General features: G+C 41.5%; 25 protein-coding genes. 18 read left to right on the plus strand and 7 right to left on the minus strand.

Translation table 11 applies throughout. From position 1 onward, the window contains the following. Window positions 1–36: 36 nt before the first annotated feature. From NWQ57_RS00425 to ygfZ, 3 genes are all read right to left on the minus strand, one after another. Complete coding sequence (locus tag NWQ57_RS00425) at window positions 37–1,962, minus strand: Cache 3/Cache 2 fusion domain-containing protein (protein ID WP_306019935.1); 1,926 nt, start codon at window positions 1,960–1,962, stop codon at window positions 37–39. A 264-nt stretch (window positions 1,963–2,226) separates the two neighbouring features. Continuing rightward, on the minus strand, window positions 2,227–2,712 hold the full coding sequence (locus NWQ57_RS00430; protein ID WP_306019936.1) for a peptidylprolyl isomerase: 486 nt from the start codon (window positions 2,710–2,712) through the stop codon (window positions 2,227–2,229). Window positions 2,713–2,781: 69 nt separating this feature from the next. Continuing rightward, window positions 2,782–3,708 carry a tRNA-modifying protein YgfZ gene (ygfZ, locus tag NWQ57_RS00435; protein WP_306019937.1) on the minus strand — a complete coding sequence of 309 codons (927 nt, stop codon included), beginning with the start codon at window positions 3,706–3,708 and terminating at the stop codon, window positions 2,782–2,784. Between the two features lie 159 nt (window positions 3,709–3,867). On the opposite strand from ygfZ, the gene NWQ57_RS00440 reads away from it, so the two are divergent. The 3 genes from NWQ57_RS00440 (at window position 3,868) to NWQ57_RS00450 (ending at window position 5,443) form a co-directional block, all read left to right on the plus strand. Further along, window positions 3,868–4,119, plus strand: coding sequence for a succinate dehydrogenase assembly factor 2 (locus tag NWQ57_RS00440; RefSeq protein ID WP_306019939.1), 252 nt, complete (start codon window positions 3,868–3,870; stop codon window positions 4,117–4,119). Continuing rightward, window positions 4,106–4,546 carry a protein YgfX gene (locus NWQ57_RS00445; RefSeq protein WP_372340868.1) on the plus strand — a complete coding sequence of 147 codons (441 nt, stop codon included), beginning with the start codon at window positions 4,106–4,108 and terminating at the stop codon, window positions 4,544–4,546. The genes NWQ57_RS00440 and NWQ57_RS00445 overlap by 14 nt, the downstream gene beginning before the upstream one ends. Before the next feature lie 72 nt (window positions 4,547–4,618). Next, window positions 4,619–5,443, plus strand: a complete 825-nt coding sequence (locus tag NWQ57_RS00450; RefSeq protein WP_306019942.1) for a MaoC/PaaZ C-terminal domain-containing protein — start codon at window positions 4,619–4,621, stop codon at window positions 5,441–5,443. An 8-nt stretch (window positions 5,444–5,451) separates the two neighbouring features. Here the strand turns inward: NWQ57_RS00450 and nadB are convergent, their stop codons facing one another. Next, the gene (gene nadB, locus NWQ57_RS00455; RefSeq protein WP_306019943.1) at window positions 5,452–7,065 is read right to left on the minus strand and encodes an L-aspartate oxidase; all 1,614 of its coding nucleotides are present in this window, start codon (window positions 7,063–7,065) and stop codon (window positions 5,452–5,454) included. Between the two features lie 242 nt (window positions 7,066–7,307). Here nadB and rpoE point away from each other — a divergent pair, with 242 nt between their 5' ends. From rpoE to NWQ57_RS00505, 10 genes are all read left to right on the plus strand, one after another. Then, window positions 7,308–7,889 (plus strand): RNA polymerase sigma factor RpoE, encoded by a 582-nt coding sequence (gene rpoE / locus NWQ57_RS00460; protein WP_306019944.1) that lies wholly within the window; start codon window positions 7,308–7,310, stop codon window positions 7,887–7,889. Window positions 7,890–7,944: 55 nt separating this feature from the next. Next, on the plus strand, window positions 7,945–8,565 hold the full coding sequence (locus NWQ57_RS00465) for a sigma-E factor negative regulatory protein (RefSeq protein ID WP_306019945.1): 621 nt from the start codon (window positions 7,945–7,947) through the stop codon (window positions 8,563–8,565). Next, a complete protein-coding gene (locus NWQ57_RS00470; RefSeq protein WP_306019997.1) occupies window positions 8,528–9,583 on the plus strand; it encodes a MucB/RseB C-terminal domain-containing protein in 1,056 nt (351 codons plus the stop codon). Before NWQ57_RS00465 ends, NWQ57_RS00470 begins: the two co-directional genes overlap by 38 nt. Next, the gene (locus NWQ57_RS00475; RefSeq protein WP_306019948.1) at window positions 9,580–10,068 is read left to right on the plus strand and encodes a SoxR reducing system RseC family protein; all 489 of its coding nucleotides are present in this window, start codon (window positions 9,580–9,582) and stop codon (window positions 10,066–10,068) included. The genes NWQ57_RS00470 and NWQ57_RS00475 overlap by 4 nt, the downstream gene beginning before the upstream one ends. Before the next feature lie 184 nt (window positions 10,069–10,252). Then, the gene (gene lepA / locus NWQ57_RS00480; protein ID WP_306019949.1) at window positions 10,253–12,049 is read left to right on the plus strand and encodes a translation elongation factor 4; all 1,797 of its coding nucleotides are present in this window, start codon (window positions 10,253–10,255) and stop codon (window positions 12,047–12,049) included. After that, on the plus strand, window positions 12,050–12,958 hold the full coding sequence (lepB, locus tag NWQ57_RS00485; protein WP_306019950.1) for a signal peptidase I: 909 nt from the start codon (window positions 12,050–12,052) through the stop codon (window positions 12,956–12,958). Beyond that, window positions 12,959–13,645: a ribonuclease III gene (gene rnc / locus NWQ57_RS00490; RefSeq protein ID WP_306019951.1), complete on the plus strand. Its 687-nt coding sequence runs from the start codon at window positions 12,959–12,961 to the stop codon at window positions 13,643–13,645. Next, the gene (gene era, locus NWQ57_RS00495) at window positions 13,635–14,537 is read left to right on the plus strand and encodes a GTPase Era (protein ID WP_306019952.1); all 903 of its coding nucleotides are present in this window, start codon (window positions 13,635–13,637) and stop codon (window positions 14,535–14,537) included. Before rnc ends, era begins: the two co-directional genes overlap by 11 nt. 25 nt (window positions 14,538–14,562) lie before the next feature. Continuing rightward, a complete protein-coding gene (gene pdxH, locus NWQ57_RS00500; RefSeq protein ID WP_306019954.1) occupies window positions 14,563–15,204 on the plus strand; it encodes a pyridoxamine 5'-phosphate oxidase in 642 nt (213 codons plus the stop codon). 45 nt (window positions 15,205–15,249) lie between these two features. After that, window positions 15,250–16,026 (plus strand): TatD family hydrolase, encoded by a 777-nt coding sequence (locus NWQ57_RS00505; RefSeq protein WP_306019955.1) that lies wholly within the window; start codon window positions 15,250–15,252, stop codon window positions 16,024–16,026. Here the strand turns inward: NWQ57_RS00505 and NWQ57_RS00510 are convergent. After that, window positions 16,003–16,686 (minus strand): hypothetical protein, encoded by a 684-nt coding sequence (locus NWQ57_RS00510; protein WP_306019956.1) that lies wholly within the window; start codon window positions 16,684–16,686, stop codon window positions 16,003–16,005. The two genes, NWQ57_RS00505 and NWQ57_RS00510, sit on opposite strands and share 24 nt — an antisense overlap. 305 nt (window positions 16,687–16,991) lie before the next feature. On the opposite strand from NWQ57_RS00510, the gene NWQ57_RS00515 reads away from it, so the two are divergent. From NWQ57_RS00515 to NWQ57_RS00530, 4 genes are read left to right on the plus strand one after another with little or no spacing between them, the layout of a single operon-like run. Further along, complete coding sequence (locus tag NWQ57_RS00515; RefSeq protein ID WP_306019957.1) at window positions 16,992–17,918, plus strand: ABC transporter ATP-binding protein; 927 nt, start codon at window positions 16,992–16,994, stop codon at window positions 17,916–17,918. Further along, a complete protein-coding gene (locus NWQ57_RS00520; RefSeq protein WP_306019958.1) occupies window positions 17,915–18,649 on the plus strand; it encodes an ABC transporter permease in 735 nt (244 codons plus the stop codon). Before NWQ57_RS00515 ends, NWQ57_RS00520 begins: the two co-directional genes overlap by 4 nt. 2 nt (window positions 18,650–18,651) lie before the next feature. Then, window positions 18,652–20,520, plus strand: a complete 1,869-nt coding sequence (locus NWQ57_RS00525) for a Gldg family protein (RefSeq protein WP_306019959.1) — start codon at window positions 18,652–18,654, stop codon at window positions 20,518–20,520. Then, on the plus strand, window positions 20,517–21,545 hold the full coding sequence (locus NWQ57_RS00530) for a DUF4340 domain-containing protein (RefSeq protein WP_306019960.1): 1,029 nt from the start codon (window positions 20,517–20,519) through the stop codon (window positions 21,543–21,545). Before NWQ57_RS00525 ends, NWQ57_RS00530 begins: the two co-directional genes overlap by 4 nt. 44 nt (window positions 21,546–21,589) lie before the next feature. Here the strand turns inward: NWQ57_RS00530 and NWQ57_RS00535 are convergent, their stop codons facing one another. After that, entirely contained in the window at window positions 21,590–22,132 is a 543-nt protein-coding gene (locus NWQ57_RS00535; RefSeq protein WP_306019961.1) for a DUF1415 domain-containing protein, read from the minus strand. A 26-nt stretch (window positions 22,133–22,158) separates the two neighbouring features. Continuing rightward, window positions 22,159–23,013: a bifunctional methylenetetrahydrofolate dehydrogenase/methenyltetrahydrofolate cyclohydrolase FolD gene (gene folD / locus NWQ57_RS00540; protein WP_306019962.1), complete on the minus strand. Its 855-nt coding sequence runs from the start codon at window positions 23,011–23,013 to the stop codon at window positions 22,159–22,161. A gap of 132 nt (window positions 23,014–23,145) precedes the next feature. On the opposite strand from folD, the gene NWQ57_RS00545 reads away from it, so the two are divergent. Then, complete coding sequence (locus tag NWQ57_RS00545) at window positions 23,146–23,781, plus strand: hypothetical protein (protein WP_306019963.1); 636 nt, start codon at window positions 23,146–23,148, stop codon at window positions 23,779–23,781. The last annotated feature ends 165 nt before the right edge of the window (window positions 23,782–23,946 follow it).

The raw sequence follows: 23,946 nt of genomic DNA on the forward strand, positions 1-23,946 counted from the left end.
TTAATTACCCCTCTTTATGACTCTATTTTCTCGTCGTTATTTGATTTTATATTGCGCCAAGTAATTTTGAATACTCGTTACTGTTGCTAACAACTCTTTACAGTTTTGGCTCACTTGGTTGGCGTAATCTACATTATTGACGCCCATGTCATTAATGATTTTCACCTCTTGGCTGATGTGTTCTGAAATCTTTATTTGCTGAGCGACATAATCTGATGTTTGAGCATTAAGTGCATAAATTTGCGAAACAGATTCCAAAGCACTTCGCAGTGTTTGGCCGGCTTCCTCCGTTGAACTGACTGTCTCGAAGGCTATGCCTTTATTCGTTGTCATTATGCTTGTCGCTTGTTTACTACCTGACTGAAGGCGCTCTATCATAGCTTGAATTTCTGTGGTCGAGGTTTGTGTGCGGCTCGCTAACGATCTCACCTCATCTGCTACCACGGCAAAGCCACGACCTTGTTCACCTGCTCGAGCCGCTTCAATGGCTGCATTCAAAGCTAATAAGTTAGTTTGTTCAGCAATCGTGCGGATAACTTCTAACACCCCACTTATCTCATCACTGGATTTGGCTAGACTTTGAATGACATCCACTGATTTATTAATTTCATCTGCTTGGGTTTGTATTTTTTGGATCGTGACATCCAAGGCTTTCACACTGCGATTGGTTTCATCATCAGACACTTGCGCTGCTTGATTTGCCAATTTGGTATTGTTCGCTACATCTTGAGAGTTAGTTTGTAAAATAGAAATTGAGCCTGAAATACTTAAACTCTTGTCGGTTACTTGTTTGGCGAGATGTTTTGACTGCTCTGCAATACCCATTAACTCAGCACCGCTGGTGGCAAGCTCTTGCGTAGATTGATTAATTTCTCGGATAGTGATTTGGAGTTTACTGAGCAGTAAGTTAAACCCCTTGGCCATGGCGCCAAACTCGTCATTACTTTTTTCATTAAATCTAACCGTTAAATCTCCGTCTTTGTTAGCAATACTATTGATGACACTAATAAAATTAGTCAGAGGTTTGCCTACAAAGTATTTCACCAAAAAGAAAATACTAAATAGAACACCGGCACCACCCACTAAAATTTTGATTAAAAGCCATGTTAGTTCTTTGATTAAAATGCCTTGCTCTTCTTCTAAGGAATAGGCCAGTACAATGTCATAACCCCATTTTTGAAAAGGGATAACATTGACACTCCATTTGTCTGAACTGCCATCAAGGGCTTGATTTATCGTGTTTAAGTCAACATGTTTGGAATGCAGTCTTACATTGCCTTTACTGTCTCTTAATAAAGCAAACCCTTGTTCTAGTATTTTACTTTCATTCAAGGCTTTCTCTAGCGCCAACAGATCAGCGGAATACCCGACATAAGCGATGCCAACCACCTTGTTATTGGTGTCAAACAGTGGCTCATAGCCTGTGAGGTAAGGATTACCTAGTATATCCACTTGTCCATAATAGGCTTTTTTAGCTTTTATCTGAGCGATAGCCTTTCCATTAGGCGATAATTTGGTGCCGATCGCTCTTTTTCCCTCTTTCATTACATTGGTAGAGATGCGAATAAAGTCGCCGTTGTATTCGCTGAATAGGGTGGCAGTGCCATCCATGACTTGAGTTAAGCCATCCACTAAGTCAAAATTATTTGCGATATTCTGACTGCCTAATGTCAATTGAGAAGCATCAGCACCGTTTACTTGTGTTAACTCCCCTAAACTTGCAACTCCCAGCTCGTTCACCCGCTCCAGTAACAACTTCATGCTGCTTTTAACCCGCTCAGACATGAGGCTGTCGGTTATATCTAAGATTGTTAGTAATTGGTCTGTAGTTTGTTGTTTTTCAGTTTCAACACGCTTTTGAATATTCGATGAGACCGATAACGCGTTGATAATGCCTAGCACTAAGGTAAAAAAGACAATGACAGCGCTTAAGAATAGTATGAATTTTCGTAGGATAGACATTGTGGACTCCAAAAGTCAGATCATTAACGTAGTTGTTATCGGTCAAATTTTAATTACAGCCACTCGGAGTATGGAATATTCGGGAATAAAATCAATTTACGGCAGTAAATCAAATTGTTAGTTGGATTGCGTGGCAAGGGCTACTAGACAGTTGACTAACCAAAGGCTTTAATAAAAAGAGGATGGAGGTGGCTAACGGGCTACAGCAAGCCACCTTTCTTTTGATAATACTATTTTTAAAAATCCGCTAATTTTTTAATCGATTTAGTGGTTGTGGCCACAGCCTTCTTCAGAGTGAGGATGCCCATGGGCAATTTCCTCATCCGTCGCAGCTCTGACCGCCAGCACTTCAACATCAAAATTCAAGGTTAAACCCGAAAGAGGATGGTTTCCGTCAACGACGACTTCATCGTCAGTGACATCTATGACCATTACTGATTGTTCGCCATCATCCGTGGTTGCACGAAACGTCATACCAGGATTCACTTCTAAGTCTGCAAACATTGATTTTGGCACAACTTGTACAAGGGCATCGTGACGTTCGCCGTAGGCAAGTTCTGGGGTAACATCAATTGCAAACTTGTCACCGGCTTGTTTGCCCTCTAATTCATTTTCTAATCCTTGTATGAGGTAGTGGCTGCCCTGCAGGTAGTCCATTGGTTTACCTTCGCGTGACGAATCTATTTGAGTTCCATCTTCTGTACAGACAGTGAAGTGAATGGTGGCTACAGTATCTTGAGTAATTTTCATCATGGTCCAAATATTAATTGTGCTGATACTTGGCTAAGCATCAAAAGCATGAGTTGGCTTAACCTAAATTTAGGTTAATTCGTATGGTTGTGGCATAACAGTAAAGAGAGCTTCAGGCACATCTTTTAAGCGCACAATGGTACCAATTTCTGTGTCGGAGGCCAATGTGGCGAGTAACCAAGTTTGTTCATTGGCAACACCGCAACGCAACACGGTTCCTGCTGGGCGCCAATTTTCGCCCATCTGTACTTCTAACTTTTCGCCAATGCCTACTGCTCTGGACGTTTCAGAATGTAGCCTAAAAGCAGCCCGTTTATTTTTACCTAGGTATTTTGTTCGAGCGACAACTTCTTGCCCCATATAACACCCTTTTGTGAAACTGATGGCATTAAGTTGTTGTAGGTTCATCATTTGAGGCACAAATTCATTGCATGTTTGCGCTCGAACATCGGCAATGCCTGCTTTAATATCCTCAATCTCCCAACTACTTTCATGAAGAGGCGACGGCTTTATCGTAATGAGATCATTAGCTGTTTTAGGTTGCAGAATAAGATAGCGCTTGATGTTACCTTCAAGGAGTAGAGCAATACCCTGGTCATTTTTGCAATAGTCTTGATGTTTTTCAGGTAAGTGACCAAAAACCCGAATGATTTCAGCTTCAGTTTCTTTGCCCACACCGCCTGTAACTATCCAATCGTTACTGGCATCGATTATATCAACTTTGGCGAATACACCGTATTTCTTAAGCTCAGCCAGTGATTTTTCAATCACCGAACAGTGAGTTATCAGCAGTAAAGATTCTTTCCAACTGAGTAAGTAACTTACACTCCACGTTTTGCCCTTAAAGTCACAGTGACAGGCTAACAGTGCATTGTCTCCTTTTAGCGAAGCGACATCCGCGGTGACTTGGCCTTGCAGATACTTCTCTCTTTCTGCGCCTGAGAGTTGGATCACGCCTTTTTCAGTTAAGCTTGTATAGAAATCGCTAGGAACCATATTTATCTCTAATTTGTTGGAGTTAATTTGTTTCGTTTGCAAGTGTTGGGTTCTTAATGCTTCAATGCATCCAAAAATGCGCTACGTCGTATTAATGGTATCATGTTGTGATTTTTTCAATGAGTAAATAACGGGGACACGTGAAAATGAGGAAAAAACATGTTTGATAAACAACGATTAGGTCGATTGAAATGGGCCTGTCGGCGTGGAATGTTAGAACTAGATGTGTTGTTTATGCCTTTTGTTGAAAATGGTTTTGAACAGCTTGATGATGAGCATCAACTTATATTTGAACGTCTGCTCACGTTTGATGATCCTGATTTATATGCTTGGTTTATGGGTCACTTAGAATGCAAAGACCCAGAAATTAAAGCCATGATTAGCCATATACTAAGTCGTGTCAAAGTATAGGATTGAATTAGCTCCATCACAGTATAAGTTTTTCGTACTATTACTGTTTTGGGGCCTTATTTTAGCATCGATTTGTCACTGGCAATCTAACATTATGCCTTACCAACATGTCATTCAATTTCTTTTTGCCAGCATCATTCTTTGGTTCGCGTTTACGAGCTTACTGGCCTGCAAGAAAACATTGCCTCGCTTGATCGCGGTAAGTGTGCAAGGGGAGTGGGACGATTTAGAGCAGGATAATCCATCTCAATGGCGCGTTAGTGGAAAGTCGAGAGTGACACCTTGGTTGCTGTGGGTCCATCTTATTTCGCCAATTGACGCTAAAACTGCACAATGGGTTTTTGTGTATAAAGATCAGGTAAGCGAAGCAGATTATCGTCGCCTTTGTCGGATTATTTTGTTACTGCAACAGAAAAAATCACAATAGAATATGCCAAAAATTATCGAACAGACGCTTACTCGCGTACCCCCGTTTTTGCACCTCGTTCCTAGTATTCTAATGAAAAAAGCGGTCATCTTTGACTGTGAAAATTCATTGCCTTTATTGCGATTTCGGGTTCAAAACATCACATTAGACGCCGTTCGAATCCAGCGATTTAATCAAACCGTGCATTGGCGAGACAATGAGGCTGTTCACCCTGGCTATTTGCATACCTTGGCTTTTCCTTTACAAATCAAACTCATGTTACATCAGCAGTTTCCGTTTTCCGTGATTGGTTTAGTGCACTTATACAATCACATCGAGCAATACAAGGTGGTGCTTGCTTCTGATCGCATTGATATAACCTGCGAATTTGGTGAAATTACAAAATCAGATATTGGCTGGAAATTTCTTATTGCGAGCCACTTTTATGTGAATGGGGTTCGTGTGCTCAGCGCACAACATCAATATCTGAAACGTAATATGTCGGCCATTCGAACAAAATTGATTGAGTACACTGAAAGTACATCCCTGCTAAGTGATCAACAGCAGTGGGCATTAAACAGTAATTTGGGAAGGCTGTATGCAAATTGTTCGGGTGACTATAATCCCATTCATTTGTATCCCTTGACTGCAAAGTTATTTGGTTTTAAGGGCCATATTGTTCATGGGATGTGGTTAAAGTCTCGAGTGATTTCAGCGTTATTTGAAAACAACAAGAATATAGTCGGAAAGCCATTTAAGTGTGAAGTTACCTTTAAAAAACCGCTTTATTTACCTAATAATGTTGGCTTTTACCAGCAAGCTCAACAGGGCTATGCGAAAGAATTAAACTTTGCGGTTAAAAGTGCGAAGCACAATCTGCCTGTTGAACATATGACAGGCAGATTGACGCATACGTAGTTCTGAAACTAGCTAGTTTTACCTGCTATGATAGTAGGGCCTGAATTTTCTAATAGCTCGGGATAATCGAGATTATAATGTAGGCCACGGCTTTCTTTGCGATCTTGCGCGCACCTAACGATCAAATCTGCTACGGTCAATAAGTTACGTAACTCCAACAAGTTATTGCTCACTTTAAAATGCGAGTAATATTCATCCACTTCTTGTTTTAATAGAGCGATTCGGTGTTGTGCTCGCTCTAGACGTTTGTTGGTACGGACTATTCCCACATAGTCCCACATGAATAATCTCAGCTCATGCCAATTGTGCTGTATGATGACTTCTTCATCTGAATTGCTTACCTGACTCTCATCCCAAGACTTAATGGGCTCCGCTTCCCTGGTTTCCTCCAGACGATTGACTATATGATCGGCAGCTGCATGGGCATAAACAATGCACTCTAATAAAGAGTTGCTCGCCATGCGATTTGCACCATGCAAACCGGTATAGGCTACCTCGCCAATCGCGTAGAGATTGTCCAAATCAGTTTTTGCATCAAAGTCTGTCATTACACCGCCACAGCTATAGTGAGCAGCGGGTACCACAGGGATGGCTTGCTGAGTGATATCAATACCTAAGGAACGGCACTTTCGATAAATGTTAGGGAAATGCTGGACGATAAAGTCGCTAGGTTTATGACTGATGTCTAAATACATGCAATCAGCACCTAAGCGTTTCATTTCAAAATCGATTGCACGGGCTACAATATCTCGCGGAGCTAAATCGCCTCTTTCGTCAAAGCGATGCATGAAAGGGGTGCCATCGGCATGGCATAACTTTGCTCCTTCGCCCCTTAAGGCTTCGGTAATAAGAAAGTTACGAGCTTCAGGGTGATACAGACAAGTAGGGTGAAATTGGTTAAATTCCATATTGGCGACACGGCAACCAGAGCGCCACGCCATGGCTATCCCATCTCCACTGGAGACATCTGGATTTGAGGTGTATTGATACACTTTACTGGCACCGCCTGTTGCGAGTGCGACGAATCTTGAGCGGATAACTTCTACACTTTCTCGTTTTCTATTCCACACGTAAGCGCCGATAATAACGTCTTTATTCGAGCTGCTTTTTATGAGGTCAATAGCATTGTAACGTTGAAATAGATGAATATTAGGATGGTGTTTTACTGCCTCTACTAAGGTCAGTTGGACCGCTGCACCAGTGGCATCTGCAGAGTGTAAAATGCGGCGGTGGCTGTGTCCGCCTTCTCTGGTAAGATGAAAGCGTGTTTCTGGATTGGCCGCAGTTTTTTCGATACCAGCTATTTGATCAAATGGCATACCAAATTCTATTAACCACTGCATGCACTTCTTGGCGCGAGAAGCAGTAAAATAAACGGCGTCTTTATTACATAAGCCTGCCCCAGCGTTTAGCGTATCTTCCACATGGCTGTCTATGGAATCGTCTTCATCAAATACCGCGGCAATGCCGCCTTGAGCATACTTTGTTGACCCTTCAGATATATCACTTTTGCTGAGCACGATAACTTGACAATGCTCTGCAAGTTTCAGTGCTAAACTTAAACCCGCCGCACCACTGCCAATAATAAGGACATCACATTGATGTTCGACGCTTGAGTGCATACACTACTCGCAATTAAACTTAATAAGTCCTGTCATACTAATTAACAGCCTAAAAATTACAATCATTCCAAAGGGTTTAGACGATAAATCCTGTAAAACTGCTCACTTAATAGACAGGTTTTCTCAAAGTGCAAATTTTTTGATAAAAAACTGATGTAAAATCGAACTTTCATAGCAAGCCGCAGTCAATACTTGTGCTTGCATGAGTCGCAGTATTAATTCGTAAAGGAGTAAAGGCTCGAATGAGCGAGCAATTCACAGATCAACAAATAGTTGAAAAAGTGCAGCGCGGAGACAAAAATGCTTTTGGTCTGCTGGTGGTGAAGTACCAGCATAAAGTGGCTTATCTGGTTTCGCGTTATGTGAAAAATACGGGTGACGTAGCCGATGTATCGCAAGAAGCGTTTATAAAAGCATACCGAGCTTTACCGAGTTTCAGAGGTGATAGTGCATTTTACACGTGGCTTTATAGGATAGCGGTAAACAGCGCTAAAAATTACCTGGTATCGCAAGGCAGAAAACCACCAGCGAATGATGTTGACGCTGAAGAAGCCGATTTTTACGATGGTAGCGATGCGTTAAAAGAAAATAACTCACCAGAAAAAAGTTTGATGTCTGATCAAATGGAAAAGGTGTTATTTGATACGTTAGAACAGTTACCTGAAGACTTGCGTATGGCCATTAGCCTGCGAGAGCTAGACGGAATGAGCTATGAAGATATAGCCAATGTCATGGATTGTCCTGTTGGTACGGTAAGATCAAGGATTTTCCGGGCCAGAGAAGCATTAGATAAAGTGATTCAACCAATGCTTATGAATGATTAAGCCTCGGTTAAATGGTTTTAGATACTTAATTTATATTTAGCGGGAAACAATTTGTATGTCGCAAAAGTTTGAAAATTTGTCAGCTCTAATTGATGGTGAAAACACTCAATTTGATATGCAGGGTAATGATACGATTGCCGCGATTAAAGATGATAAAGAGTTACAAGCAAAATGGCACTCTTATCATTTAGTGCGTTACGGTCTTCGGAAAGAGTTACCAAATCAATTGCAATTCGACATCGCTGCAAATGTTGCCTTAGCACTGGAGTCAGAGCCAGCTATATTGGCTCCTAGAAAGACATGGCGTGATGCCCCTGTGATAAGCGCTGTTATTCCGTTTGTCAAGCAAGGTGGTCAAATGGCCATTGCAGCATCAGTTGCCGTTGCAATGATTATTGGAGTTCAACAATATAATCAATCAGATGTGGAACAACCATTTAACTCGGCGGCCCCGATATTAGGTATTCCAGGGGGCTTATCTCCTGTGAGTTTCGAGCAAACCTCGACGGTACCTCAAAATGACATGGTTGAGCAAAAACGCAGAATTAATGCTTATATTGCTGATCATCAGCAACAAATGCAGTTAAAATCTGTAGAATTAAATCCAATTTCTGATGTGGAACAACAAGTTGAAAAGAGTGATTCGCAGTCTAACGTCGTTGAGCAAAATCCTTAAGCGCTTCGCAGCCCAATTTCAGGTTGGGCTGCTTAGTTTGTGTTTAGTGTCATTTGTGGGTATCGCCCAAGAAGAACAAAGCCTTTCTCCTGTTCCAGAAAATTCAAATCCATCTTATCCCATTGATAACGCCGAAGGATGGTTGAAGAAGCTCTCTGAAGCGGTACAAACTCTCAACTACAGTATTTCTTTGGTTGTGTTAAAGCCCGGTGTGGATTCGCAGCCGTATTTATGGCGACACGGCATTGACACAAGGGGCGTTGAGATGGAGCAACTTAATCTACTTAATGGCCCAGGCAGAGAAATTGTGCGTGTGGGCAACAAAGTGAGTTATTTTGAACCAAACGTGCCGCCCTACAGTTTGCGGTCTCAGACTATCAATGGGCCATTTCCCAGTGAACTGTTGTATAATCCAGAGCAATTATTTGATGGTTATGAATTTGTTTTAGTTGGTAGAAGCCGAATTTCGGGGCGCTCAGCTCAACAACTCAGAGTCATCAGTAAAGACAAAAGTCGATTTGGACTTAATTTATGGTTAGATCAAGAAACTGGCTTAATCCTTAAAATGAACATGGTCAATCTTGAGGGACAATTAATCGAGCAAATTCAAGTGACCGGTATCCATGTCAGTGACAGCCCTGACCCATTTTTTGCAAAAATTGAACAAGATATGCTGCCGGACATTCTCGAACTCCCCAATTCAGCAAGCAATCCGCCGAGATGGGATATTACGAATTTGCCAATGGGTATGCATATTGTAAAACAAGATATTCATCGTTTACCCATGACAGGAGATGTGGTTGATTACATCTTATTGTCAGATGGTTTAGTCGATGTTTCTATTTATTTGCAACCTTTACCCAGTCTTAACGCGCCTCAAGATATAATTGGTCGACACGAATCCAATACCATATTGACTCGCCAAGTAGGTGAAGTCAGTGTTACGGTGGTTGGCAAAGTACCTGCTGCGACAGCTGATGCAATATTGAAATCAATTCAAGTACTTAGAAAACGATGATCGAAGAAGTGGGAACTATTGTTTCTGTAACTCAAGAACATGGCGTACAGAACATTTGGGTTGAAACTGCCATTAAGACAACCTGCAGTTCTTGCCAAGCACAAACTAATTGTGGAACCAGTGTGGTAGCCAAAGCTTTCTCACCTAAAAAACAAAGTATAAAATTACCTTATGAACACGCTGTAGTTATCGGCCAAAAAGTCAAGTTGGGAGTGCCCGAAGAGGCATTGCTAAGCGCCTCATTACAAGTCTATTTACTTCCTCTTCTTGGGCTCATTTTAGGCTCGTCATTGGCAAGTTATGTTATGCCGTTTTTAGCCTTAGAATCGGAATTATGGGTGGTATTGACAGGCTTTATTATGGCGGGTGTTGTTTTTCTGCTGATCAGAAATAAGTTGGCTGAAGCCAATAATTTACAGTACTGTCCTACGTTGATAGAAGTGTATCCGAACCCCGTAGAGACTATTTCAGTCAAAAATTTGTGACAAATTGAAAATCTTAGGTGATTAGCTCAAGTATTCCTGAGATCATTGTCGCAAAGTTAACTATAAAAATGTAAAATCCACCCCTATTTAATCAAATTGTTCCCGTATTTCGCCTGAGCATGCTTGCATTGTTCAAACAAGCGCTTGGGGAAAGCAACAGCACTAGGTATTTTTCTAAATCGCTATGCAAATGAAGCACATACGTAACTTTTCTATCATCGCCCACATTGATCACGGTAAATCAACCCTCTCAGACAGACTTATTCAGCACTGCGGTGGCCTTCAGGCTCGTGAAATGGCTGAGCAAGTGCTCGATTCAATGGATATTGAACGAGAACGCGGTATTACTATTAAGGCACAAAGCGTTACGCTTAACTATGTCGCAAAAGATGGTGAAACCTATCAGTTGAATTTTATCGACACGCCGGGTCACGTCGACTTTACCTACGAGGTTTCTCGTTCTCTAGCGGCCTGTGAGGGTGCCTTATTGGTGGTTGATGCTGGTCAAGGTGTTGAAGCGCAAACCCTTGCAAATTGCTACACCGCCATCGAGCTCGAGATGGAAGTGGTTCCAATTATTAATAAAATTGACTTACCTCAAGCAGAGCCCGATCGCGTTGCTGCTGAGATTGAAGACATTGTCGGTATTTCAGCGATGAACGCAGTACGTTGTTCGGCCAAAACCGGTATCGGTATCGAAGATGTACTTGAGGTTATTGTTAATCAAGTCCCCCCTCCCGAAGGCGATGTAAACAAGCCATTAAAAGCCTTAATTGTTGATTCATGGTTTGACAACTACCAAGGCGTTGTATCGTTGGTGAGAATCATTGATGGGCAGTTGCGTAAAAACGACAAAATGAAAATCATGTCAAATGGCGTGGTGCATCAAGTTGATAAGGTTGGGATTTTCACACCTAAAGCCACCGATACTGGAGTGTTAAGTGCCGGAGAAGTGGGTTTTATCATCGCCGGTATTAAAGAAATCCATGGCGCTCCCGTTGGCGATACCATCACTCTTGCTAAGGATCCTGCGGCTCAGGCTCTGCCTGGCTTTAAGAAAATTAAACCGCAAGTTTATGCCGGTATGTTTCCAATTAGCTCAGACGATTACGAAGACTTCAGAGACGCATTAAACAAATTAAGTTTAAATGATGCTTCTTTATTTTTTGAACCAGAAAGTTCATCTGCCTTGGGCTTTGGTTTCCGCATAGGTTTCCTCGGCATGTTACATATGGAAATTGTTCAAGAAAGATTAGAACGTGAATATAATCTCGATTTGATCACTACTGCGCCTACCGTTGTTTATGAAGTTGTGGATTCATCAGGTGAGATTATCTATGTTGATAATCCTTCAAAATTGCCGCCAGTTAATAATATTCAAGAAATTCGTGAGCCCATCGTTGAAGCGAATATACTGGTGCCACAAGAATATTTAGGCAACGTGATAACTCTATGTGTAGAAAAACGCGGCACACAAAATAACATGACCTATCATGGTAAACAGGTTGCTTTGAGTTATGACTTACCTATGGCCGAAGTCGTGGTGGATTTCTTTGACAGACTGAAATCTACCAGCCGTGGTTTTGCCTCTTTGGACTACAATTTTAAACGCTTCCAGGCGGCCAACATGGCGCGCTTAGATATCCTAATTAACGCTGAAAAAGTTGACGCCTTGGCAATGATTACACACCGTGATAATGCACAAGGCCGGGGGCGCGATATCGTTGAAAAATTGCGTGAAATCATTCCAAGACAGATGTTTGATATTGCTATTCAAGCAGCGATCGGCAACCAAATAATCGCCAGAAGTACCATTAAACAATTACGCAAAAACGTTATTGCAAAGTGTTACGGTGGTGATGTGAGCCGTAAGAAAAAGTTATTGCAGAAGCAAAAAGAAGGTAAAAAACGGATGAAACAAGTAGGGAACGTTGAACTACCTCAAGACGCATTTATGGCAATATTGAAGGTGGGTAAATAAATGGCAAATTATTTTTCTATCTTTTTAGTCGTATTGACTATTGGCTCTGGCTTAATCTGGTTACTCGATAGTTTGCTGTTTGCCGCTAAAAGACGTGAACGTATGGCGCTAGCTGGCACAATGCAAGGAGATAATGCAGGCCTTAAAGCCGATGAACAATTGCCGTGGCTGGTAGATACGGCACAACAGATATTTCCTGTAATAGCCTTTGTCTTAGTGCTGCGTTCATTTTTATACGAACCCTTTCAAATCCCATCAGGTTCAATGATGCCTACTTTGTTAGTGGGGGACTTTATCTTAGTTGAAAAGTTTACCTATGGCCTTAAAGATCCTGTCATGCGTAAAAAATTTGTGGATATTGGTGAGCCAAAAAGAGGGGATGTCGTGGTATTTAAATACCCTGTTGATACTCGTTTGGATTACATTAAACGTGTAGTGGGTTTGCCCGGTGATACGGTAATTTATCGTAACAAACAACTGCAGATTAAACCTGCATGCGGTACCCCTGATAATTGCCCTGCTTTGCAAACGGTGGAGTTAAAATTTGAAAGTGTTGGTGAAGAATTCCAAAATTTTGCACCTCTTGAAAAGTTAACTGAACAATTAGGTGAAGTCAGCCATCAGATTTATCGCACTACCAGTAAAAGCAATCGTTCTAGCGAATACTACCAACAGCCAGGCACGCAGGTTGACGAATGGTTAGTGCCAGAAGGGCACTATTTTGTGATGGGCGACAACCGTGACAACAGTCTAGATGGTCGTTTTTGGGGATTTGTACCTGAAGAAAACCTAGTTGGTAAAGCAGTGGCTATTTGGATTAGTTTTGAGTTTGACCGTGTGCCAAGTAGTTGGGTACCGGGTTGGATCCCTACTGGTGTTAGATTTGAACGAGTGGGTGGCATTCAATAAATGCAACTTGTCGATCCTTATGTCAGTTTATATAAAAAGATTGGATACACGTTTAACGACCCCGCTAATTTAAAATTAGCGCTTACGCATCGCAGTGCTAATAAAAAGCACAATGAACGACTGGAGTTTCTGGGTGATGCCATACTGGGTATGGTTATCGCCAAAGAACTTTTTGAACGTTTTCCTTCGCAACCTGAAGGTAAATTGACACGCATGCGCTCTAACTTGGTCAAAGGTGATACGCTTGCCGCCTTAGCCAGAGAGTTTGATTTAGGCGATTTGCTATTATTAGGTCCCGGTGAATTAAAAAGTGGTGGTTTTAGGCGAGACTCTATTTTAGCTGATGCAATAGAAGCTATTATTGGCGCTATTTATTTAGAGAGTGGTTTATCCCAATGTGAACCTATCGTTTTGCAATGGTTTGCGACGCGCTTAGCTGAACTTGACCCGCAACTGGTTTCTAAAGATGATAAAACCCGTTTACAAGAATATTTGCAGGCCAGAAAATTACCTTTGCCTTTATACGAGGTAACTGAAATCGCAGGCCAATCCCATGAACAAATTTTTCACGTCGAATGCTCGGTAGTAGGATTAAGTCAAGCTACTGTAGGTAAAGGCAACAGTCGTCGAAAAGCAGAACAAAAGGCTGCTAGACAAGCCTTCGAGAAATTATCAAATGCAGGATAATACCTATTGCGGCATGATTGCTATTGTAGGCCGACCTAATGTAGGTAAGTCGACTTTACTCAATAAATTATTGGGACAAAAAGTCAGTATTACCTCACGTAAGCCACAAACCACAAGACACAGAATTATGGGCATCGACAGCGAAGAGCAATACCAAGCTGTCTATGTTGATACCCCCGGCTTACATATTGAAGAAAAACGGGCGATTAACCGTTTTATGAACCGTGCGGCCTCTAGTTCTATTGGAGACGTTGGATTGGTGTTGTTTTTGGTCGAAGGCACAAAGTGGACGGATGACGACCAAATGGTCCTGACAAAAATACAACAGAGTAATGCGCCTTGTTGGTTGATCGTAAATAAGTCCGACAACGTTAAAGATAAAGAAACAATGCTGCCCCACCTAAAGTGGTTGGGCGAACAGCACACATTTCAAAAAATTATGCCTGTTTCAGCTAAAACTGGCAAAAATGTGGAAGAGTTACGCAAGCTAGTGCAACACAGTTTGCCTCCTAGTGAGTTTTATTTTCCAGAGGATTACATAACCGATCGCTCAAGCCGTTTCATGGCATCAGAGATCATTCGTGAAAAACTCATGCGTTTCACCGGTGACGAATTACCTTACTCAGTAACAGTCGAGATAGAGCAATTTTTACTGAGTGAAAATGGGATGTACCGGATAAACGGCCTAATTCTGGTAGAACGAGACAGCCAGAAAAGCATGGTAATAGGGAAGGGCGGTCAACGACTTAAGACCATCGGCGCCGAAGCGCGCAAAGATATGGAAACGCTGTTTGATGCTAAAGTATTTTTAGAGCTATGGGTCAAAGTCAAATCAGGTTGGGCCGATGACGAGCGCGCATTGCGGAGTCTTGGTTATGGTTTAGATAATTAATTAAAACAATTCCAAGAGGCATAACATGCAATCTATCAGTGATATCAGGCGAGACTACACCAAGTCTGGATTAGATACGGAAAATTTAACTGCTGACCCCTTGGAATTGTTCGATATCTGGTTACAAAATGCAGTAGATGCAAAATTAGATGATCCGACGGCAATGACGGTGGCTACCGTTGACCCCTCTGGACAACCATCACAACGCATAGTGCTACTTAAAGACGTTAACCAAGGTGGTTTTGTTTTTTATACCAACTTGGGAAGCAAAAAAGCGGATGACCTAAAACACAACAGTAAGATTTCCTTGCACTTTCCTTGGCACATGCTCGACAGACAAGTCAAAATATCCGGGACGGCAGAGCTGTTAAGTGTCGGTGATGTTGCTAAGTATTTTGTCTCACGTCCCAAACCAAGCCAAATTGCTGCTTGGGTATCAAAGCAAAGTCGACCTATCGCTACAAGACAATTACTAATGTCTCAATTCAATGAAGCGAAACAAAAGTTTATGCATGGTGAAGTGCCACTTCCAAGTTTTTGGGGGGGATACCGTGTCATTCCTCATAAAATCGAATTTTGGCAAGGGGGTGAGCACCGCATGCATGATCGCTTCGTTTACACCTTGGACAGTAATAAACAGTGGCAAACGCAACGCTTAATGCCCTAGCGCTCTCAATCATGCCAACAATTATTAGCCAGTTAACTAGTCCCGATGTTAATTGACTCCCATTGCCACCTCGACTTTCCTTGTTTTGATAACGACCGTCAGAACGTGATTGAAAAATGTTCTGGTTTAGGTATCGATACCATTGTGGTGCCGGGCACTGAGGCTAGTTCGTGGCAAAACATTATCGCACTAAGCCGACAATTTACTGCTTTAAAACCAGCATTTGGTTTACATCCTTACTTTTTGGCTGGTTTTGAGGAATCTCACTTAGATGAGTTAGTCGTTTATTTAGACAAGTATAAAAGTACTGTTGTGGCCGTGGGGGAGATAGGCTTGGATAGGGCAATCTCGGTTGATATTTCATTGCAAAAGAGGGTGTTTGAACGGCAACTCGATATTGCCCATGAGGCTGACCTGCCAGTCATTATTCATCATAGACGGTCTCACAATGATATTATTAAAACCCTTAAGCACCTGAAATTTAGCGGTGGCGGTATTATTCACGCTTTTTCAGGAAGTCTACATGAGGCGCTAACTTACCAAGATTTAGGTTTTAAATTAGGAGTTGGAGGGCTGATCACTTATCCCCGTGGTCAAAAAACCAGAAAGGTAGTGGGGCAAGTGCCACTTGATTTATTAGTATTAGAAACTGATGCGCCAGACATGCCTTTATTTGGCCAACAGGGCAAGCGAAATACGCCGGAAAACATTCCTATGATATTGGCTGAACTGGCGAGTTTGCGAGAAGAAAGTGCAGATGTTATTGCCTTACAATGTCGTCAGAATGTATTAGCCGTATTACAAAATATCACTACTGTGTAGTTTTTCTTTGAGTTTACGCCGGTATTGGCGGTACCTGATTGTGTAAAAAGCCCGAGTCAAAATGCCGCCGGCCACTGCTGCCAACAAAACTAAGACTTCAAATTGCTCGATCAATTGTTGTTGATAGTCAAAATGAAACTGCATGACCTTTTTTTCTGAAAGTATAGTTCGAAGATAACCTATTACCGCATTGTTGGTGGCGCGTATCTCTTGAACAAAAATAAGTGCTTGAGAGGATGGGTCACGAAAACGCAACACGATGTTAGATTCACTGCCTTGCTGTTGTAATAACTGGCCTTTGAAATTATAGACGGCTACACCTTCAATGTAGGGGTCCTGCATTAGCGCCGCTATTTGAAGATTTAGTCCATTATCATCTTGTTCCGAAATGTTAACAGCCATTGCGTGCGCACTCAGTACTGTTAAACTTCTGCCTAGTTGATTGGCTTGTTGATGATACCAGTCAGCTTGTTGTTTGTGATGAACCAACCACAAGTTAATACAAATGATGACGCCAATAATGACCAAACTTAAGTTAAGCAAACGTTTGAAAATAGAAAAGTTACTAGCACGGCTTACATAAGGCTTTTTAACCGCTTGGCTTGTTTCTTCATTAGAATAAACAAGTTGAAAAAGTGAGGAGGCTTTAGGAATGTTCATGCTCTGACAATAATGCAGTTTGGTTAAATTGCCAAGGCAAATTAAGCAGATTACTTGCTGATTGTTATTGCCTACCTTAGTAAGGTGCGGCTCGTAAAATAGGATACCCACTGTTTGGTGCATGCTTCTTTGGTACTGCATTTGAAATAGTTTTTTTATATGTTCTATCGTTTTTAAACGTAGTAGGCGAATTAAAATAACTGCCTTTGGTAACGATATAATGGCTTTTAACTTTCAGACCTATTGAAAATACGAGCGTTATCACCATATTTTTGCTCAGTGTTTTCGATCATTTTAGGATAGTTATGATCTCGGTAAAAAACTTATACAAGTCCTTCGGTGATGTGATGGCCGTTGATGATCTTAGTTTCGAAATAAAACCTGGAGATGTTGTTGGTTTCTTAGGGCCAAACGGGGCAGGGAAATCTACTACTATGAAAATGCTCACTGGCTTTTTACCCCAAAGCTCAGGTGAAATTTCGATTTTTGATATGTCGTTGAGTCAGCATCCCATTGCTATCAAAAAGAGAATTGGCTATCTACCAGAGGGTGCTCCCGCATATGGTGATATGACGACGCTTCAGTTCTTGAATTTTATTGCTCAAATTAGGGATTATTCGGGTAAAGAAAAACAAGAGCGTATTCAAGATGTAATTGAAAAAGTAGAGCTGCAAGATGTGCTCGATAAACCCATTGAAAATCTATCAAAAGGGTTCAAACGACGTGTGGGTTTGGCCCAAGCTTTACTTCATGACCCTCAAATTCTTATTCTAGATGAGCCTACAGACGGTTTAGACCCCAATCAAAAACATCAAGTTCGGCAACTAATTCAAAATCTTGCAAAAGATAAAATTGTGATTATCTCCACTCATATCCTCGAAGAAGTCAGCGCAGTGTGCAATCGAGTCATGATTATTGCCAATGGTAAATTGATGTTTAATGGCACGCCTGAGGAGCTAAATCGTAAATCCCGTTATTACGGAGCGATTACGCTGCGCTTTAGCTATAAAGCAGATACTTCAGAATTAGAGGAATTAGAAGGGGTTGCTGGCATGGAGGTTAATCCAGAAAATGGCGACATAACTCTGTTTGCTGAGCCTGACAAACAAATTTTACATTTGGTGACGGCTCTAATTCAGCGCTGTAAATTACCTGTTGATAGTCTAATGATTGAGCAGGGCAGGCTAGACGAAGTTTTTAGGGATATTACTCAAATGGAGAAAGCAGAATGAGTAATGTGTTAATTCTACTCAAGCGAGAGTTTGCAAGTTTCTTTGCTACCCCAGTAGCGTATGTATTTATTGCTATATTTTTAATTTTATCCGGTGTTTTTGCGTTTTTTGTAGGTGGTCTGTACGAACGAGGTCAGGCCGATTTATTGGCCTTTTTTAATTTCCATCCTTGGCTATACCTTTTTTTAGTGCCAGCGATGGCGATGCGAACATGGTCAGAAGAAAGGAAAAGTGGCAGTATCGAACTGCTAATGACCCTTCCTATTAGCACTTGGCAGGCAATGATAGCTAAGTATCTAGCTGCTTGGTTGGTACTTGGCTTGGCATTGGTTTTGACTTTTCCGCTGTGGTTAACCGTAAACTATCTAGGCAACCCTGATAACGGCATTATATTGGCCGCCTATATTGGGAGTTGGTTTATGGCTGGTGCTTTTTTAGCGATTGGGATTTGCATGTCTGCCATGACTAAAAACCAAGTTATAGCTTTTATATTGTCGGTTGTGGTGTGCTTTTTGTTTGTGGTGAGCGGCAGCAATATCGTATTAGATATATTCAAAAATTGGGCTCCCAATCTTGTGATTGATACCATCGCATCTTTCAGTTTTTTAACGCACTTTGAGGCAATGTCTAAAGGCGTTATTGCATTAAACGACATAGGGTATTTTTTGTTGGTCACCCTGACATGGCTTTTTGCGGGTTTAATTATCATTGATCAAAAGAAGGCGGATTAGTCATGCTAAATAAAGTAACCGCAACGTTCAGTTTATTGCTTATCGCTATCGTTTTTTTTGCATTGGTGTTGATTAATAATCAATTATTGTCGCCTTTACGCTTAGATCTCACACAAAATCAAGTGTATTCGCTATCTACGGGCAGCAAAGAAGTCTTAGCTGAAATTGACGAGCCTATTAACTTGTACTTTTTCTTTTCAGACAAAGCCTCAAAAAATATGACCAGTTTGCGTAATTACGCTAATCGAGTAGAAAGTCTATTGAGGGAATACCAGACTATGGCTAATGGCAAACTAAGCCTTCAGGTAATTGATCCTCAACCGTTTTCTGAACAAGAAGATCAAGCCAACCAGTACGGTCTTACTGGGGCGACAATTGGTGCTGCTGGTGAAGCTATTTATTTGGGGGTGGCGGCAACAAATTCGATTGGTGAGCATAAGGTCATTGCGTTTTTTGACCCTAAACAAGAGAGTTTTTTGGAGTACGAGATCAGTAAGCTTATTCACCAGTTAAGCGATACTAAAGCAATTAAAGTAACGTTATTGACCGACTTAAATATTGCTGGTGGACAAAATCCAATGACTGGGCAAATGGAACCTGCGTGGACATTTTTTACTCAGTTACAGCAACTTAACGAAGTTGAGTTAGTGGGAAGTGATATCGTAACCCTACCGACTGATACCGATCTATTGGTGCTCGTTCATCCTCAACATCTAAGTGATGAGCTACTCTTTGCTATCGATCAATACGCGATGCAGGGAGGCAAAGTATTAGCCTTTGTCGATCCGCACAATGAGTCTGACCAACTGGCCATGATGGCCGGCTCAATGGGGCCGAATAGTTCTTCGCTTGACAAACTCCTGAGCGCTTGGGGTGTAGATTTTGACGGTGAACATGTATTGCTTGATGCGATGGCAGGCTTAGATATTCGTACTCAATCTGGCGGAGTGACACGTCATTTTGGCTTTGTAGGGCTTGGGGCTGAACAGTTAGACAGGGAAGATATTACAACTTCGAATTTAGAAGTCATTAATGGCGCATCGTTTGGTACCTTTACTAAAAAAGCGGACAGCCAAGCGCGCTGGTTACCACTGATGAAATCCACCGTAAATGCAGATCTTATCGACTCGGCTAGCTATGCGATGACCAGAGATCCCGATGAATTAGCAAGAAAATACCAAAGTAAAAATCGTCAATATACTCTTGCAGGGCGATTAACTGGGAAAGCCAATTCCGCATATGATCAAGGACTCGATGCTGAACAAAGCACAGTTTTTGTAGATTCAACCAAGAATTTGAATGTGATTGTAGTCGGTGATACTGACATACTCGCAGACCGGTTTTGGGTGCAGCAAGCTAATTTCTTTGGCCAAACGATTTTCACTCCTTTTGCCAATAATGGAGACTTTGTTACTAATGCAGTTGAAAACTTAAGTGGCAGTGACGCATTAATTAGTGTCCGTAGTCGTGGTACCTTTGTTCGTCCTTTTATCAAAGTGGATGAGCTAACCGTTCTAGCGGAGAAGAAATTCAGGGAGCAAGAATTAATTTTGCAACAGCAACTCGATGAGACAGAAGCGCAATTAATGCAACTGCAATCACAACAAGATGATGGAACTGCTTTAGTCATTTCTCCTGAGCAGCAGCAGACAATTGATAACTTCATGCAGAAAAAAATTGAAATTAGAAAAGCACTTCGTGAAGTTCGTCACCAATTAGACAAAGACATAGAGCAATTAGGCAATTGGATTAAATTTATTAATATCGCTGTTGCTCCCCTTATTTTGGTGATGTTATTGGCATTATTAGCAGCAATGTTGCGAACTCGCTCTAATGCATCACAACGTGAGCACGTTAAGGAGGCAAAATGAACAGGCAGATAAGCCTCTTAATTTTACTCGCTATAGCCGCGGTGGGTGGTGGAGTATGGTTAACCATGACTTCACAAACCAGTGATTTTTCAGTAGAAAAACTTTTCAGCTCAGGTGCATCTGATGCAGAATCTGTTGTCGAAATTACCTTAGAAAATAGTCAAAAAGTGATCTTGCAAGCGAGCTTAGAGGATGGAAATTGGCTAGCTAAGTTGCCTGATACGTATACAAGTTATCCCTTAGATAAACGAAAATTAGCAGGGTTTATACAAGCCATTGTAAACGCACAATTAATAGAGGCTAAAACCTCGAAGCAGAAAAATTATCATCACCTAGGCGTTGAATCCATCGATAATGTCGACAGTTTGGCCACGTTAGTGTCACTGAAAATGGCTCGCTCTGCCAAACCATGGCAAGTACTACTGGGGAATCGAGCTACTATGGGAGAAGGCATGTATGTTCGCTTTCCAACATCCTTGCAAAGTTGGTTAATTGACCATGAAATAGAAGTGCCCAGTGATGAATTTGAATGGTTGCAGCGCCCACTGCTCACTGTTGACTCGGCAGAGATCGAATCTTTAAGTCGTACTGATGGCAAAGCGTGGCGTATTGTTAAAGCCAAGGACAATGACTTTAGTCTCAGCGATGTCGCTGATAATAGAGAGGTGCGTTATCCGGGTATCGAGAGTGCTTATGTCACGAGTCTTTTAGAACTTGATTTTGAACGAGTTTTGCCTCTAGATTCTGCACAGTGGCAACAAGCTCAAATTGTGGCAAAGTTTGATTATGTGCTCACAGATGCCAGACAGCTGCATATTGATATAGCGAAGCTCGAAACCGATTATTACCTGCAGGTCAATTCTCAAACAATAGACGCCTATTATTTGCAATGGACCTATAAAATTAGCGCTTTTAGTGCGCAGCAATTATTGAAAACGAAGGAAGACTTTCTAGTTGAGCTTGCGCCGGTTAATGCAGCTAAAAGCGTGAAACAAAAAACAGATGAAGGTGAGGCCCCTTTTTAAAAGGCGGGTCGTGAGGGCTTTTATAAACCCCTTGTTTGCGGCGTTTATAACATTAAATTTTGTAGATAATTCAATCCGAGCTCTCGCGCTTTATCGATGTTTCGTTGAGGGATTAATTCAGGATGCGGAAAATGACTTAATACGGATTCAAGACTTGATTCTCGCAGAAGATGTAGCATAGGGAAGGGAGAGCGATTAGTAAAATTCGCCGGATCACTTAATTCTTCCCCTTCAAAACAATACTCAGGATGAAAACTTGCGACTTGATAGATCCCCCGATAGGCACTTTGTTCAACAAGTGAAGTGGCTAACTCGAGTAAATCAAGGTAATCATCAAATTTTCCAAAGGCGTTATCATAAATAATCAGGGTTGTCTCAACCTCATGGTTAGCATCGAGTAAGCTTAATTCATCAATTAAACTGGCAAGAGCTTCAGTAGGCGAATTAGCTGAATCAATTACATAACGAATGCGTTGACGATCATATTCTCTTTTTGCAAAGGGACAGAAATTCAAACCGATGACCACTTTTTCAAGCCAGTGCTGTGTTCGTGCAACAATGGCTTTCTGTTGCGCTTGGCTACTCACTGTGCATCACTCAACACTGAAGGCACTTAAGAGTGATACTTAACATACGCTTCTAAGGTGTTCTCGATCAAACTTGCCACTGTCATGGGGCCAACACCACCTGGAACAGGAGTAATCCATCCAGCGCGCTCTTGTGCACTAGCAAAATCCACATCACCTCCCAAGCTACCATCAGCTTGGCGATTGATGCCTACATCAATAATAATTGCACCGGGCTTGATCCAATTACCCGGTATAAAATTCGCTTTACCCACCGCAACCACCAATAAATCAGCGCGTTCAACATGAGATTGCAAATTCTTAGTAAATTTATGACAACTTGTTACTGTGCACCCCGCGAGTAATAATTCCATAAACATGGGGCGACCTACGATATTAGATGCACCTACAATTACTGCGTCTAAACCTTTGATAGGACGTTTGGTTGATTCAATTAGCGTCATGATGCCTTTTGGCGTACAGGGTCTCAAAGCTGGGATCCGTTGGGCTAAGCGGCCGATATTATAAGGATGAAAACCATCAACATCTTTATGAGGGTGAATACGCTCTAAAACTTGTTCTTTATCCAGTCCCGCAGGTAGAGGCAATTGAACTAAAATACCATCAATTTCAACGTCCGCATTTAAGGTATCAATAACAGATAACAGTTCTTCTTGAGTCGTATGGGCTGGAAGGTCAAAAGATTTAGACAAAAATCCCACTTCTTCACAGGCTTTGCGCTTATTATTCACATAGACATGTGATGCTGCATCACTGCCAACTAATACCACAGCCAAACCGGGCGGACGTTTACCAGCGGAAACGATAGCACTGACTTGAGTGGCAACATTTTGGCGTATATGTTTGGCGATAAGACCGCCGTCGATTTTTTGTGCAGGCATAATGGCTAACATTTAGATAATGAGAAGGCTATTGTCACATAGCCTAATGTTACCAAGCAATTAACTTGCGTTAAAAAAACAAAATCGCCACTATTCTACTTTATTAATCTAAAAAATAACTAGGGCTACATTGTGCAACTATCTGGTGTTGAGATTTTCGGTTATTGTGCGTCTGCACTGATTGCTTTTTCGTTAACAAGAAGCTCTATTGTTAAATTGCGTTGGTTTAATCTGTTTGGTGCGTCGTCTTTTTGTGTGTACGGCATCATTATCAACGCGTATCCGGTAGCTATACTCAATGGCTTTATTGCATTAACCAATATCTTTTTTTTAACTCGGCTGCTGCTAAATACCCAGCAGCATTTCAATATATTAAAGGCTGCTCGCCCTTCAAATTATGTTGATTTTTTTCTGGATTATCATCAAAAAGAAATAAAACAGCTCTTCCCCCGATTTATGCGAGGCGCCATGAATGCTGAAAGAGAATATTATTTTTTAACTGAGCATACCGAGGTCATCGGCGTTTTAAGTGGCTATCGTTCCGAGCCTGGCACCTTTGTAGTTGATTTCGATTTTGTAATTCCTGCCTACAGAGATTGTCGACTCGGCCATTTCACTCTGGGCAAAGGGCAAGAATTGAAGAAAAAATTTGGTTTTGAGCACGTTATTGCATTAGCTGACAGCTACGAGCATGAAAATTATTTAACTAATATAGGTTTTAGTCCGAAAAAAAATGGGCGCTGGACCTATGATCAACCCAGTACCTAATACTTTTTTTAAAAATTGTGAGTAGTGTAAAAGCTATTTTTACTGATAGTTTGGGATGAATTAGCCTTAAAAATAGCCACATTGTTTTAAAAGTAGGCACTTGAAATTTTTGTTTTAAAAAGTGTTTGACGAGCTTAAATCTAGTATGTAACATGCGCCTCCCGT

Source organism: Paraglaciecola sp. (genome assembly GCF_030730205.1).
In the GTDB taxonomy this organism is placed as follows: Bacteria; Pseudomonadota; Gammaproteobacteria; order Enterobacterales; family Alteromonadaceae; genus Paraglaciecola.